The following is a 13768-nucleotide window of genomic DNA, read 5'->3' as shown; positions in this document are numbered from 1 at the left end:
GTGCATGAATATTTTATATTAACATTTAGAAATACATTAGAAGCTATACAGTGTGAAAATTTTCTTAAAGAAAAGGATATTTCATTGGTGATAATGCCTACTCCTACTAGTATAACTAAAAGTTGTGGAATAAGTGTAAAAGTACACAGTGAATATATAAAAAAGATTGAACAATTTAAAGATGAAGGAAAAATAAAAATAAAAAATATTTATATATGTAAAGAATCAAAGTATAATTTAGTTGTTTAATGTTTTAGTAAAATATTTATATAAATTATGAGGTGAAGAATTTATACAATGACAAATAAAGTTTTTTTTGCAAATATTAAATGGAATAAGCTCTTAAAAGTTATAGATCAAGAAAATATATATGGAATATTATATAACCTTATAAGAGTGGTAGTTGTTTTAGTACTAATGTATATAATAATAAAAATAGGAAATAAAGTTATTAATAGATTTGTTGAAAGACAAAATGAAATGAGATTTTCATTAAATGAAAAAAAATCTAAAACATTAGGAGCTATTTTAAAGAGTATTCTTAGATATTCGGTGTACTTTTTTGGCATATTTGTAATAATAGAAATATTATTTGATATAAAAGGATTAACTTTTGCAAGTATAGGGGGAGTAGCCATAGGTTTTGGAGCACAAAATCTAATAAAAGATGTGATAAATGGATTTTTCATATTATTTGAAGATCAATATGCTGTAGGAGATTATATAACTATAAAAGATAAGAGTGGTATTGTTGAAAGTATTGAGCTTAGAATAACGAAATTAAAAGATTTTAATGGAGATCTACATATAATTCCTAATGGTTCAATTGGAGAGGTAACAAACCATTCTAGAGGTAATATGAGAATTTTAATAGATATAGATATTGCAAATGATGAAAATGTAGATAATACAATTTCAATAATAGAAGGAGTTTGTGAAAAATTTAAACAAGAAAATGAAAATGTTGTAGAAGGGCCAGATGTTTTAGGAGTAATTCAACTTAAAGAAACTGCAACTACAATTAGAATAGTAGGAAAGGCTAAAACTATGACACAATGGGATGTAGAAATGGATTTAAGAAAAGAAATAAAGAATATATTAGACAAAGAGAATATAAAAAGACCATATCCAAGGGTAAGAATATTAAAGGAGGAATAGTATGGCTAAAGTTTTTAATCTTGGAGATATTGTAGAAATGAAAAAAACTCATCCTTGTGGAAGTAAGGAATGGAAAATAATAAGGATGGGAGCTGATATAAAAATAAAATGTTGTAGATGTGACAGGATTGTAATGCTAGAAAGAAGTAAGTTCGAAAAAGATATGAAAAAAGTGATACAGAGTAGTGAAGAAATATAAAATTATAATATAATGTATTGATTTTTATTTTTATTAGTGATAAAATTATTTGGTAGTCCCTGCTGTGGAAACCACAGCCGTTAGTCCAAGGGGAGGAGGTGAATTCTAATGAGAAAATATGAAACAATATTTATACTACACCCATCATTAGACGAAGAAGCTGTTACAGCTAACGTTGAAAAATTTAAAGGTGTTATAGAAAATGCTGGTGGAGTAGTAGAAAACGTTGATTTATGGGGCAAGAGAAAGCTTGCTTATGAAATAGACAAAATTAATGAAGGATACTATACATTAGTAAACTTTTCTGCTGAACCACAATTACCGAAAGAATTAGACAGATTATTTAGAATCAATGATTCAGTTATTAGACATATCATTATTAAAGAAGAAAAATAGGTGGTGCTTGGATGAATAAGGTTGTTTTAATTGGTAGATTAACCAAAGATCCAGAACTAAGGTTTACACCAGGTAATGGTACAGCTGTTGCCACTTTAACTTTAGCAGTAGATAGAAGATTTTCCAAAGATGGTACAAGGGAAGCGGATTTTATTCCTGTAGTAGTATGGGGAAAGCAGGCTGAATCTACAGCAAACTACATGAGCAAGGGTAGGCTTATGGGTGTTAGCGGTAGAATTCAGACAAGAAACTACGAAGCTAAAGATGGAACTAGAAGATATGTTACTGAGGTAGTTGCGGACGAAGTTCAATTCTTAGAATGGGGAAATAAGCAATCAGCTGGACCTCAATATGAAGGATTTGAGTCTCATTCAGCATCAAGTTTTGATGCTGAATCTTATGGAGAAGATATTACTCCAGTAGATGATGGAGAAATCCCATTTTAAAAGTAAGGAGGGAATGAAATGAGTAGAGAAGCTGGAAGAGAATCTAATGGTAGAAGAGGCGGCGGAAGAATGAGAAGAGCTAAGAAAAAAGTTTGTTCATTCTGCGTTGACAAAGCAGAATCCATTGATTATAAAGATATAAATAAATTAAGAAAATATATCACAGAAAGAGGAAAGATTCTTCCAAGAAGAATTTCTGGAAACTGTGCTAAGCATCAGAGAGAATTAACTGAAGCAATAAAGAGAGCAAGAAATATAGCTTTATTACCATTTACAACAGAATAATAGTTGAAAATTAACATACATAAAAAGATATCTCAGTTATGAGGTATCTTTTTTGTCTATTATTAAAATTTTTGGGTAAAAATCTTAATAATAGACAAAAATGAAATTATAATATTTATTGTTAAAGAAGACTCCTAAGTTTGTATTGTAAAATATTTATAGTAACCATATAATTAAAGTATATGTAAAATATAAATTTATAGTATATAGGTATATTAAAATAATGTAAATATATATATGGTTTAAAGGGGAGGTATACATGAAAAAAGAAGACTTTAATATAATGAGAAATATCCAAGTTATAGAAGAACTTAAGGCAGAGCTTGTATGTATAATTGGAGATTTTTTCAAAATTTTAACTAGGGGAAGTAATGTAGCACAGGGAGCTATACTTGATTGCATTTCCGGGGCAATAACTATATTATATATATTAGCTGAAAGGCTAGGATACTCATATACAGCAGTAGATGAAAATATGAAAAAAAAGCTTAAGATGGGAATTGTAGAAGATGATGAAATAGAAAAGGAAGGAAAGGATTTAAGTAGGCTTTATTCACATCTTAAAGAAAGACAATAATGGAGGAAGATATGAAAAGCAGAATTTATAATACCAGAGCTACAGTAGAAGCTGGCCTTATAACAGCACTTATCGTTGTTATGGCATTAATGAATGTATACATACCTATATTTTCTACACTGGGAAGGTTTATACTTCCTATACCAGTAGCAGTCTTATTTTTAAGACATAATTTTAAAGTAACTTTAGCCGCTGTTGTAGCAAGTGGTATATTTGTAGGTATGTTATATAGTCCATTATCAGGATTAACTTCAACAATTATGTTTGGAATTACAGGTATAACTTTAGGTTATTGTATTAAGAAAAATAGTGAGTTTTCAATAATGTTAATATTGTTATCAATAGCATCTCTTATTGGAACTGTAATAGATTTTTCTGTATATATAAAACTTATAAGTGGAAGTAGCCTAAAAGCTTTTATTGGAGAAATGTTAAAGATCATGGAAGAATCTGCAAATGCAGCTATAGAATTTTATACTAAAATGGGAGTAAGCAATGAACAATTAAAACCAATTTTAGACATACTAAAAATTTTTAATGTTGATTATATATTAAAGGTTGTACCTGCTATATTAATAATGGGCTCATTAGTATCTGCATATTTAACTTATATTGTAACAAAGCTTATACTTAAAAAATTAGGTTATAATATAAAGGAGGCTCCTAAATTTACTCATATACATATAAATGTAAAGATAGGGGCCATTTTATCAATATTTTTACTTTTAGGTGTATTATTAATAAGACAAAACGTGGAAGTTGGAGAATATTTAGCAGGGTCATCTCAATTGTTATTGCAATATGCTTTTTTTATTGATGGTTTATCGGTAGCATTATATTATTTAAAAGACAGATATAAGATGTCAAAGGGAGTTATAACATTAATAATATTTTTAACGATGTTTTCTCAACTTTCAATTGTGTATTTTATATTAGGTTTAGCGGATCTAATAATAGATTTTAGAAAGTTAGATCCCAATAGGAAATTAGGAGTGAAATAGCGAGGGCTTACCATGGATAAAAGATACAATTATTTTATTACTTCAAATAAAAGCTATATGGTTATAATAGCAATGCTTATACTTATTATCATGTATTATAATGTTCAATTGGGGATATTGACCATTTCGCTTTATGCAGTATTAGTAATTTATAATATAAAGAATAATGAAACTAGAAAAACAGAATGGAAAAAGTTCATTGAAAATTTTTCTTCTAATTTAGATAATGCAACAAGAAATACATTATTAAAACTACCATTACCAATGATTATTGTAGGGGATAGTGGAAGTATATTGTGGTATAATCAAAATTTTTCTATGATAATGCAAGGAGAAAATATATTAGAAAAAAATATAAATGAAATTATTACAGAATTTAATGTAAAGTATATATTAGATGGAAAAAGAAATTCTATAAAGTCTGCTAAGATAAAAAATAACTACTATGATATATATACTAATATAGTTCAAACATCTGAAAGTAAAGGAAGTAAAAATAAAATAATATTAGTATATCTATGTGATATAACTGACATGTATAATATAGTAAGAAGTATAGACGATAATAAAGAAACAGTAATGCTTATAGAAGTTGATAATTTAGATGATGTTGTGAAAACAACAGAAGAGGATAAAAGACCTTTACTTATTGCAGAGATTGAAAGAAATATTAATAGTTATGCTCAAAGTTTAAATGCAATGTTAAAAAAGTATGCCTCTAGTAAATATATACTTTCTGTTCAGGATAAGTATATACAAAAAGAAATGGAAAAAAAATTTGATATATTAGATTCTGTAAGAGAAATAAATATGGGAAATAAGTTGACTGTAACATTAAGCATAGGGGTAGGAAGAAGAGGGGACACACCTTTAGAAAATGAAAATTATGCTGTATCTGCTAAAGAATTAGCTTTAGGCAGAGGAGGAGATCAGACAGTAGTAAAAAGTGGAGAAAAGCTAGAGTTTTATGGCGGAAAAACCAAAGAGGTTGAAAAAAGGACTAAAGTAAGAGCAAGGGTTATAGCGCATGCATTATTGGACTTAATCAATGAAAGTGATAAAGTATTTATAATGGGACATGTGAATGCTGATATAGATTGTTTAGGATCAGCTGTAGGAATTTATAGTACAGTAAAGCTTTTAAATAAGGAATGTTATATAATATTAGATAATATAAATAATAGCATTAAACTTATGATGGAAAGACTTAAATCGGAAGAAGAATATAAAAAAGTTTTTATAGATAGTTCAAAAGCATTAGAAACTATGAATAAAGAAAGTTTGTTAATATTAGTTGATGTTCATAGTACTGGATATGTAGATAATATTAATATAGTGGAAAAAAGCAAACGTTTAGTAATAATAGATCACCACAGAAAGTCAACTAATTCTGTAACAGGTGCTCTTTTGAGTTATATAGAACCATATGCTTCATCTACTTCAGAATTAGTGACAGAAATGATACAATATATGGTAGATAAACCTAAATTAAAAATTATAGAAGCAGAGGCGTTACTTGCAGGTATATGTGTTGACACAAAGAACTTTTATTTTAAAACAGGTGTAAGAACTTTTGAAGCTGCTTCTTTTTTAAGAAGACTTGGAGCAGATACTTTAGATGTGAAGAAGTTATTTTCAGATGACTTAGATACTTATTTAAAAAAGTATGAGATAATAAAGTCAGCTAAGGTTATAGATGGAATAGCCATATCTATATGTCCGCCAATAATAGAAGATACTGTTTTAGCTGCGCAAGCAGCGGATGAGCTACTAAATATTACAGGTATCCATACCTCCTTTGTATTTGTTAAAATAGGAGGGGAAGTTTTTATTAGTGGCCGATCCCTTGGTGATATAAATGTGCAGGTATTACTAGAATCTTTAGGCGGTGGTGGGCATATGACTATGGCAGGAGCTAAACTTAAATCTGTTTCAGTTGAGGAAGCAGTAGAGAAATTAGAAAGTGCTATAGATAAATACTTAAGGGAAGGTGAAGAAAAATGAAGGTAATTTTATTATCAGATGTAAAAAATGTAGGTAAGAAGGGGGATGTAGTAAACGCATCCGATGGATATGCAAGAAATTTCTTATTTCCAAGAAAATTAGCTATAGAAGCTAATGATTCTAATATGCATATATTAAATAATAAAAAGCAAGCAGAAAGAAGACAAAAACTTGCAGAAATTGAAGAAGCACAAAAAATAGCAAATAATTTAAAAGGAAAAGAAATAAAGTTAAAAGTTAAATCAGGAGAATCTGGAAGGTTATTTGGATCTATTACAGGTAAGGATATATCAGAAGAATTAAAAAAATGTTTTAATGTAGACATAGATAAAAAGAAAATAGTTGTAGATGCTATAAGACAACTGGGAATATATGAAGTAGAAGTTAAGATATATCCTGAGATTTCTACAAAAATCAAGGTAATTGTTGAAGAACAATAAGGAGGATAAGTGTGAAATCACAATTTATTAACGAAATTGACAAAGAAGAATCTAGTGCTTTACCAGTAGATATACAAATAAATGTGTTATTTGAAATCATGAAGAAAGTGCTAGATGAGAAGACTATAAGATCTAGAACTGTTAAATTTAAACTTCAAGAATATATTGATAGTGATGATGATTATAAAAGATTATATGCATTAAATAAAATAATAAGTGATGGTAAGGGAACAAAGATTGTTCCTGATGAAAAAAATGTTTATCAGGTTTTAGATGATACTAATAGGTGGATATCGGAGAATTTGGCTAAAAGATATGTTCAAAATAACATAGAAAAACAAGTTGAAAAAAACTTAATGGAAAAACAAAACAAATATATGGATGAAATAAGACTAGGTATTATAAAAAAGCAAAAAGGTCCTGAAAATGCCAAAACTCTTAAAAAATATGCCCAATTACAGGTATTGGATGGTAAAAGACTCAGCAAAAGTTTACAAGCCTTACTAAGGCCAGAATGTTTTTCTGAAATTGTTGGACAGGAAATAGCAATAAAATCATTACTCTCTAAGTTAGCATCTCCATATCCTCAACATATTATACTATACGGACCACCAGGAGTAGGTAAGACAACAGCAGCAAGACTTGCTTTAGAAGAAGCAAAAAGATTAAAGAATACTCCATTTGATGAAGAGGCAAAATTTATAGAGGTAGATGGAACAACATTAAGATGGGATCCTAGAGAAATAACTAATCCTTTATTAGGATCTGTACATGATCCAATATATCAAGGTAGTAAAAGAGATTTAGCTGAGGTAGGAATACCAGAACCAAAGCCAGGATTAGTTACAGAAGCTCATGGAGGAGTATTGTTTATTGATGAAATAGGAGAATTAGATTCTATTCTTCAAAATAAACTATTGAAAGTTTTAGAGGATAAAAGGGTGGAGTTTTCATCTTCTTATTATGATCCAGATGATGAAAATACTCCTGAATATATAAAATATCTTTTTGAAAAAGGAGCTCCAGCAGATTTTATTCTTATAGGGGCTACTACTAAGGAACCACAGGATATAAATCCAGCTTTAAGATCTAGATGTACTGAAGTATATTTTCAGCCTTTAACTCCTAAAGATATTCAAGCTATAGTAAAAAATGCAGCTAAGAAATTAAATATAGACCTAGCAGAAGACATACCAGAAATGATAAGCAGATATACAATAGAAGGAAGAAAAGCTGTAAATATATTAGCAGATGCATATGGATATGTATTATATAATAAAAACATTGATGCAGATAAGGAAATAGTAAAAATAGAGCTACAAGATTTAAAAGAAGTTATAGGAATAAATAGACTAACTCCTTATGAAGAAATAGGTGATGAAACTGAATATGAAGTAGGACATATTTATGGACTAGGTGTTAGTGGATATATAGGATCTACATTGGAAATAGAAGCAGCAGCTTTCGAAGCAAAGGAAAAAGGTAATGGAAGAGTAAGGTTTAATGATACAGCAGGTAGTATGGCAAAAGATTCTGTATTTAATGCTGCATCAGTTATAAGAAAACTTACAGATAAAGATATAAGTGACTATGACATACATGTAAATGTTATAGGTGGAGGAAGAATAGATGGACCTTCAGCAGGAGCAGCAATTACTATATGTATAATTAGTGCACTTTTAGGTAAACCAATTAAACAAGATATAGCTATTACAGGAGAAATATCATTAAGAGGTAAAGTTAAGCCTGTAGGTGGTATTTTTGAGAAAATATATGGGGCAAGAAGAAAAGGTATTAAGCGTGTAATAGTACCAAAAGATAACTTTAAAGAAGTTCCAGTAGGACTTAATGATATAGAAGTAGAAGCTGTTGAAAGCATAGAAGAATTAATGGATATAGTATTTTAGAAATAAGTTTAAAAGTTTAAACTTACTGCCAAGGAGAGATAAAAATGAATACGCCATTAAAAAGTATGCCTAACAATATAGAAGCTGAACAATGTATATTAGGTTCAATGATATTGGATAGGACTTCAATAGCACAAACTTTAGAAATCTTAAGTTCAGAAGACTTTTATAAAGAGGCCCATCAAATAATTTTTAATGTTATATTAGACTTATATCAAAAAGATATAGCTGTAGATTTAGTTACTATTACAGAAAGCCTTCAAACAAAAGAAAAATTAGAGGATGCTGGTGGAATTACTTATATAAGTCAAGTGTGTAGTTCTGTAATTTCTACTGCAAATTTGCAATCATATATAACAATAGTTAAAGATAAATCTACATTAAGAAAGCTTATAAGAGCTTCAACTGAGATAATAGAAGATAGTTATAATAAACAAGATGATGTAGAAGCTATTGTAGATTTAGCAGAAAAAAGAATATTTAATATAGGAAGTAATAGGAATACTAGCGACTTTGAACCAATGAATACTGTACTTGAAAGAGGATTTCTTGAAATAGAAAGACTTTTTAATAATAAAGGTGGAGTAACTGGAATTCCTTCTGGTTTTCCAGAATTAGATTCAAAGACATCAGGATTCCAAAAAGGAGATATGATACTTATAGCTGCAAGACCTTCTATGGGAAAAACAACATTTGCGCTTAATTTAGCACAAAATGCAGCATTAAGAGATGGTAAAAGTATTGCTGTATTTTCTTTAGAAATGTCAAAGGAACAGCTTGCATATAAGCTTTTGTGTGCCGAAGCAAATGTAGATATGCTAAAATTAAGGACAGGAACTTTAGAAGATAGAGATTGGGAAAATATTGCTAAAGCATCTGGGCCATTATCATCAGCTAACATATTTATTGACGATACAGCTGGTATATCAGTTATGGAAATGAGATCTAAGTGTAGAAGATTGAAGATTGAACATGGAATAGATATGATAGTTATAGACTATTTACAGCTTATGTCTGGAAGTAGAGGGTCAGAAAGTAGACAACAAGAAGTATCAGAAATTTCTCGTTCTATAAAAGCTCTTGCAAAAGAAATGGAATGTCCTGTCATTGCATTGTCACAGCTATCTAGAGCACCTGAACAAAGAACAGATCATAGACCGATGCTATCCGACTTAAGAGAATCAGGTTCTATAGAACAGGATGCTGACTTAGTTATGTTTCTTTATAGAGATGAGTACTACAATAAAGAAACAGAAGATAAGAATGTAGCAGAATGTATTATAGCAAAACAAAGAAATGGTCCTACAGGTACTGTAAAACTTGCTTGGTTAGGACAATATAGTAAATTTGGAAGATTAGATGTAATACATCAAGCATAATTAAAAAGGAGGATTTATTTCCTCCTTTTTAATTATTGAATTTTAATATTTCTTTTATTAATATCTTCCTTTTGTGATTTTGGAAGCTCTATTTTTAAAACACCATTTTTAAAAGAAGCTGTAATTCTATCTTTATCTACATTGTCTATATAGAAACTTCTTTTAAATTCACCATATCTTCTTTCACGTCTAATATAATTTTCGCCTTTGTCTTCTTTATCATCTTGTCTCTTAGCTGAAATAACTAAATAGTTATTATTATAACTTACGTTAATAGCTTCTTTTGAAATACCAGGTAAATCAGCTTCTACCATATAAGAATTATTGGTTTCTTTCAAGTCTGCTTTGAAATTATTTCCAATAAAATTTACTTGATTAAAAAAATCATTATTAAAGAAGTTATCAACAAAGCTATCGAAATAGTCACCTCTCTTTAAAAGATCATTATTTTTTCTAAAAGGAATCATATCAAACATACTTAATAACCTCCTTTAATTATAATCTCTTAAATATATTATTTAGTATACATATATAATAATACAAAGGTCAAAGAAAGTCAAAGTTAAAAAATGTGAGATTTTTAAGGAAGAAATTAGATAAACATAAATATCTCTACATATATTAGTTTATTTAAAAATATTGAAAATAAACTACAAAATTTAAAGAAAAATATGAAATTTATACAAATGCCAAATAATATTTTTGCCTATACAAATATTGAATAATATGTTTTATTGTAGTAAAATTAAAGTATGCTCCTGTAGCACAGATGGTAGTGCAGCTGATTCGTAATCAGCAGGTCGCAGGTTCAAACCCTGTCAGGAGCACCAGTAACATCAATGTTTATATAAATTGAAAAACTTTTAATTCTGTTTTGGTGTGGGAATTTGGTGGGGAATGAGCTTTAAAATGAAAAGTCCCACCATTTTTATTTTGGTGGGGAGTAATTAATCTAAATGAATCATATTATTTAGTTTTTTAACAGCTTCTTCCTGCATATCAGGGAGAATGTGAGAATAAGTATCTAATGTTATTTTAATGTTAGCGTGACCTAGTCTATCAGAAACTATCTTAGGATGGACATTAGCTTTTAATAATAAAGTGGTATGAGTGTGTCTTAAATCGTGAAATCTTATGTAGGGAATATTTAATTCTTCACATATTCCATATTCCTTTAAAACTCTTCTGTAGTTTCGACTAACATAAGAAGGAGCATAAGGTTCACCGTTATTTTTACATATTACATAATCAATTTTAGAATATTCATCACCCAGGTAGGATTTATTTTCTTCCTGCTTTTCTTTTAATTCCTTAAGAGCGTTTATGGTATAGTCTAATAATATAACCTTTCTACTACTTCCATCAGTTTTAAGTTGAGTTAATTGGAGTTCGCCTTTATCATCCTGTAGCTGCTTTTTTACTTCTATAAATCCATTTTCTAGATTGACACAATCCCAAGTAAGACCACAAACCTCCCCCAATCTCATTCCAGTAGTGGATGAAAGCATTACAGGTATATAGCAAGTCATATGTTTAATTCTATTTAACAACTTATTAAGCTGACCTTCATTATAAACATGCATTTCATTTTTTGCTTTTTTAGGTTTTTTCATTAAGGCACAAGGATTTTTTATAACATAACCTCTAATAATAGCCCAATTATAAGCTATATTTAAAACTGTATAATAGTGTCCAGCAGTTGTAGAGCTTAGCCCTTCTTCTAAAAGTTTATTAACTTCTACCTCTATGTGTTCAGTTTTTAACTTTATGGCCTTGATATTTCCTAAGTCTTTTATAATCATGTCAATAAAAAATTCATAAAATGAATAAGTTTTAGGAGCTACATTAGCTTTTTTAGTTTGTATCCATAGCTCTAATAATTCTTTTACTGTAATTTTGTTTTTATCTTTAGAAATAATATCATTAACATCATAACCCTGTTTTCCTTGTTTTTTAATTTCTAGTTCTCTTCTTTTTCCATCTTCCCTGGCCTCTGTTTTAGTATTAAAACCTCTTTTAACTTCTCTTATACGTTGCCCTTGCATAGTAATATCTATTTCATAACCAAAGGTTTTCTTTTTTTGTCTTTTAGAATAATATTCTCTTACAGTTACGGCCATAGTATCACCTCACTTTTTATGTAGTTACTGTGAGTAATTGTTTAGTAGCTACAATTTACTTATTTTCATCTTCTAGCATTTTCATTTCTAATTCAATTTGAGCCTTTATCTTTTTAAATAAATAAGCAGTATTTCCTGCAATTTCATCCTCGGTATATCCAAAACTAATAAGTAATTGTTTAAATAAATCGAAGGTTTTACCTGCATCGCTAGGAATAATTAGTAAATCACCACCAAGGGCATTATTAACATATTCAGCCTGTTTATAGCTATCAATGAATTCTATATCTTCATCAGATAAGACACCAGTAGAATTAATTTTTTTATAAATAGTTGATATTTTTTTATCATTAGGATTTTCTTCATAAAGCTTTTTTAGGTATGCTATACGTCTTTTTTCTAATTCGTTTTCTGATAATGATTTGGCTTTAATTTTATCAATATTTGGTATTCGGTTTTTAAAAGAATAACTAGCGGTAACACCATTTTCTAATTTTACATCAAATTCTAATAGATCATTAACAGTAACTCCAAGAACCTTAGCTATATTATTTAAAACATCTAAAGGTGGAGTTATATCTCCACTTTCATATTTTCTTATAGTTATAGTTGACTTTTTTATCATATTGGCTAAATCAGATTGAGTTAATCCATTATTTTTTCTTAAGCTTTTTATTCTATCTCCAATATTCAAAGTATCACCTCCAAGTATAATATTAGCATAACCGATATTAAAAGTATATATTCATTTAAAAAATACTTGACATGGATATTAGTAGTATCTATAATAAAGGTAATGGATATTTAAAATATCAGTTAAGAAGGTGATAAAAGTGAAAATTAAGTTGAAAAGAATAGAAAAAGGTATAAAACAACAGGATTTTGCAAAGATGTTGGGCATTTCTAAAGCAACTTTAGTAAAAATTGAAAAAGAAGAATATGACATAAGATTAAGCTTAATGAAAAAAATATCAGAACTACTTGAAACACCAGTGCAGGAATTATTTTTCGATTAATGTACAACCGATGACCTATCTTAAAAAGTCATATCTAATGACAACACAGGCAAAGCATAAGAAGTGCCATGCTTCAAATATGATAAATGAGAAGAAGGGAGATAAGATTATGGCAGTAGTAACTGTTTATACAGTCGATGAAGTAAATGACTTATTAGAAGGTAAGATAAGCAAGACAAGCATATACAGGGCTATAGCTCTAAATAGATTAAAGGCCGTGAAAGTAGGCAAAAGATATTTGATTAATGAAGAAGCCTTAAATAATTTTCTAAGTGGAAATTTTGAAAGTGAATGTTAGGGGAAGCAACTGTTGCCACCTTATAAAAGCAAATGTAGCCCCTGCTGTAATTTTTAAATAAGAAGGTGGTTGATATGTAGATGAGTTATACAAACATAGATAATCAAATTTTAGATAATGAGGAATTGAACATACAAGAGCAATCATTATTAATAGCATTAATTAGTTATTACAACAAAGAAAAGGGGTATGCTTATCCAAGCTATAAGCAATTAATGCAAAGGAGCAAAATAAAAAAAGATGATACTTTAATAAGAATTATAAAATCTCTAATTGATAAAGGATATGTAAAAAAAGAAACCTTAAAAGGAATAGGATGTAAATATTATTTGTTTAAATGTGATATTACACCTACCCCAACAATAGGGTTGCCCCATGAACAGGGTTACCCCATAAAAGAGGTAACACCAACCCCAGAAAAGGGAGAACACCTACCCCATAAAAGGGGTACAACAAATACTAATACAAATACTAATACAAATACTAATAATATATATAGTCATTCTGAAAATGACAAAACAGAAGAGAAGTATTTAGAAATA

At 28.9% G+C, this 13768-nt stretch carries 17 protein-coding genes, 1 tRNA gene and 1 pseudogene; 16 read left to right on the top strand and 3 right to left on the bottom strand.

Annotation, left to right across the window (positions count from 1 at the left end):
- The 12 genes and pseudogenes from J2Z24_RS19025 to J2Z24_RS18970 all read left to right on the top strand — a co-directional run bounded on the left by J2Z24_RS19025 (position 1) and on the right by J2Z24_RS18970 (position 9792).
- The gene (locus J2Z24_RS19025) at positions 1–249 is read left to right on the top strand and encodes a putative Se/S carrier protein (RefSeq protein ID WP_035151806.1); all 249 of its coding nucleotides are present in this window, start codon (positions 1–3) and stop codon (positions 247–249) included.
- 48 nt (positions 250–297) lie between these two features.
- Positions 298–1158 carry a mechanosensitive ion channel family protein gene (locus J2Z24_RS19020; RefSeq protein ID WP_035151808.1) on the top strand — a complete coding sequence of 287 codons (861 nt, stop codon included), beginning with the start codon at positions 298–300 and terminating at the stop codon, positions 1156–1158.
- A 1-nt stretch (position 1159) separates the two neighbouring features.
- Positions 1160–1357, top strand: coding sequence for a DUF951 domain-containing protein (locus J2Z24_RS19015; protein WP_035151813.1), 198 nt, complete (start codon positions 1160–1162; stop codon positions 1355–1357).
- Between the two features lie 108 nt (positions 1358–1465).
- Positions 1466–1753, top strand: coding sequence for a 30S ribosomal protein S6 (gene rpsF / locus J2Z24_RS19010; protein WP_035151815.1), 288 nt, complete (start codon positions 1466–1468; stop codon positions 1751–1753).
- Positions 1754–1764: 11 nt separating this feature from the next.
- Positions 1765–2083, top strand: a pseudogene (locus J2Z24_RS19005) (single-stranded DNA-binding protein); the annotation flags it as partial.
- Positions 2084–2217: 134 nt separating this feature from the next.
- Entirely contained in the window at positions 2218–2484 is a 267-nt protein-coding gene (gene rpsR, locus J2Z24_RS19000; RefSeq protein ID WP_035151820.1) for a 30S ribosomal protein S18, read from the top strand.
- 259 nt (positions 2485–2743) lie between these two features.
- Positions 2744–3061 (top strand): MazG-like family protein, encoded by a 318-nt coding sequence (locus tag J2Z24_RS18995; protein ID WP_035151822.1) that lies wholly within the window; start codon positions 2744–2746, stop codon positions 3059–3061.
- 11 nt (positions 3062–3072) lie between these two features.
- Entirely contained in the window at positions 3073–4062 is a 990-nt protein-coding gene (locus J2Z24_RS18990; protein ID WP_035151824.1) for a YybS family protein, read from the top strand.
- Between the two features lie 12 nt (positions 4063–4074).
- A complete protein-coding gene (locus J2Z24_RS18985) occupies positions 4075–6066 on the top strand; it encodes a DHH family phosphoesterase (protein WP_035151827.1) in 1992 nt (663 codons plus the stop codon).
- Positions 6063–6506 carry a 50S ribosomal protein L9 gene (rplI, locus tag J2Z24_RS18980; RefSeq protein WP_035151830.1) on the top strand — a complete coding sequence of 148 codons (444 nt, stop codon included), beginning with the start codon at positions 6063–6065 and terminating at the stop codon, positions 6504–6506. Before J2Z24_RS18985 ends, rplI begins: the two co-directional genes overlap by 4 nt.
- Positions 6507–6517: 11 nt before the next feature.
- Positions 6518–8413, top strand: coding sequence for a Lon family ATP-dependent protease (gene lonC / locus J2Z24_RS18975; RefSeq protein ID WP_035151833.1), 1896 nt, complete (start codon positions 6518–6520; stop codon positions 8411–8413).
- Between the two features lie 44 nt (positions 8414–8457).
- A complete protein-coding gene (locus J2Z24_RS18970; RefSeq protein ID WP_035151835.1) occupies positions 8458–9792 on the top strand; it encodes a replicative DNA helicase in 1335 nt (444 codons plus the stop codon).
- A gap of 32 nt (positions 9793–9824) precedes the next feature.
- Here the strand turns inward: J2Z24_RS18970 and hsp18 are convergent, their stop codons facing one another.
- The gene (hsp18, locus tag J2Z24_RS18965; RefSeq protein ID WP_035151837.1) at positions 9825–10268 is read right to left on the bottom strand and encodes a heat shock protein Hsp18; all 444 of its coding nucleotides are present in this window, start codon (positions 10266–10268) and stop codon (positions 9825–9827) included.
- A gap of 278 nt (positions 10269–10546) precedes the next feature.
- Between hsp18 and J2Z24_RS18960 the strand changes: the two genes are divergently transcribed.
- Positions 10547–10622, top strand: a tRNA-Thr gene (locus J2Z24_RS18960).
- 117 nt (positions 10623–10739) lie between these two features.
- Here the strand turns inward: J2Z24_RS18960 and J2Z24_RS18955 are convergent.
- The gene (locus J2Z24_RS18955; RefSeq protein ID WP_085059170.1) at positions 10740–11912 is read right to left on the bottom strand and encodes a tyrosine-type recombinase/integrase; all 1173 of its coding nucleotides are present in this window, start codon (positions 11910–11912) and stop codon (positions 10740–10742) included.
- A 55-nt stretch (positions 11913–11967) separates the two neighbouring features.
- Positions 11968–12606: a helix-turn-helix domain-containing protein gene (locus J2Z24_RS18950; RefSeq protein WP_035148837.1), complete on the bottom strand. Its 639-nt coding sequence runs from the start codon at positions 12604–12606 to the stop codon at positions 11968–11970.
- Positions 12607–12745: 139 nt separating this feature from the next.
- Between J2Z24_RS18950 and J2Z24_RS18945 the strand changes: the two genes are divergently transcribed.
- From J2Z24_RS18945 to J2Z24_RS18935, 3 genes are all read left to right on the top strand, one after another.
- Entirely contained in the window at positions 12746–12928 is a 183-nt protein-coding gene (locus J2Z24_RS18945; RefSeq protein ID WP_242990802.1) for a helix-turn-helix transcriptional regulator, read from the top strand.
- Between the two features lie 109 nt (positions 12929–13037).
- A complete protein-coding gene (locus J2Z24_RS18940) occupies positions 13038–13226 on the top strand; it encodes a helix-turn-helix domain-containing protein (RefSeq protein WP_035148838.1) in 189 nt (62 codons plus the stop codon).
- A gap of 80 nt (positions 13227–13306) precedes the next feature.
- Positions 13307–13768, top strand: a 462-nt coding sequence (locus J2Z24_RS18935; protein ID WP_209795126.1) for a helix-turn-helix domain-containing protein, incomplete at its 3' end; no start/stop codon positions are given.

Source organism: Clostridium tetanomorphum (assembly GCF_017873215.1).
In the GTDB taxonomy this organism is placed as follows: domain Bacteria; phylum Bacillota; class Clostridia; order Clostridiales; family Clostridiaceae; genus Clostridium_AO; species Clostridium_AO tetanomorphum.
The sequence above is the reverse complement of the archived record's forward strand: the minus strand, read 5'-3'. Positions and strand labels throughout refer to the sequence as shown.

What these genes read in the sequence shown, in the direction of transcription:
- J2Z24_RS19020 (WP_035151808.1), top strand. Translation starts at nt 298, where the DNA reads ATGACAAATAAAGTTTTTTTTGCAAATATTAAATGGAATAAGCTCTTA.
- J2Z24_RS19015 (WP_035151813.1), top strand. Translation starts at nt 1,160, where the DNA reads ATGGCTAAAGTTTTTAATCTTGGAGATATTGTAGAAATGAAAAAAACT.
- rpsF (WP_035151815.1), top strand. Translation starts at nt 1,466, where the DNA reads ATGAGAAAATATGAAACAATATTTATACTACACCCATCATTAGACGAA.
- rpsR (WP_035151820.1), top strand. Translation starts at nt 2,218, where the DNA reads ATGAGTAGAGAAGCTGGAAGAGAATCTAATGGTAGAAGAGGCGGCGGA.
- J2Z24_RS18995 (WP_035151822.1), top strand. Translation starts at nt 2,744, where the DNA reads ATGAAAAAAGAAGACTTTAATATAATGAGAAATATCCAAGTTATAGAA.
- J2Z24_RS18990 (WP_035151824.1), top strand. Translation starts at nt 3,073, where the DNA reads ATGAAAAGCAGAATTTATAATACCAGAGCTACAGTAGAAGCTGGCCTT.
- J2Z24_RS18985 (WP_035151827.1), top strand. Translation starts at nt 4,075, where the DNA reads ATGGATAAAAGATACAATTATTTTATTACTTCAAATAAAAGCTATATG.
- rplI (WP_035151830.1), top strand. Translation starts at nt 6,063, where the DNA reads ATGAAGGTAATTTTATTATCAGATGTAAAAAATGTAGGTAAGAAGGGG.
- J2Z24_RS18970 (WP_035151835.1), top strand. Translation starts at nt 8,458, where the DNA reads ATGAATACGCCATTAAAAAGTATGCCTAACAATATAGAAGCTGAACAA.
- hsp18 (WP_035151837.1), bottom strand. Translation starts at nt 10,268, where the DNA reads ATGTTTGATATGATTCCTTTTAGAAAAAATAATGATCTTTTAAAGAGA.
- J2Z24_RS18955 (WP_085059170.1), bottom strand. Translation starts at nt 11,912, where the DNA reads ATGGCCGTAACTGTAAGAGAATATTATTCTAAAAGACAAAAAAAGAAA.
- J2Z24_RS18940 (WP_035148838.1), top strand. Translation starts at nt 13,038, where the DNA reads ATGGCAGTAGTAACTGTTTATACAGTCGATGAAGTAAATGACTTATTA.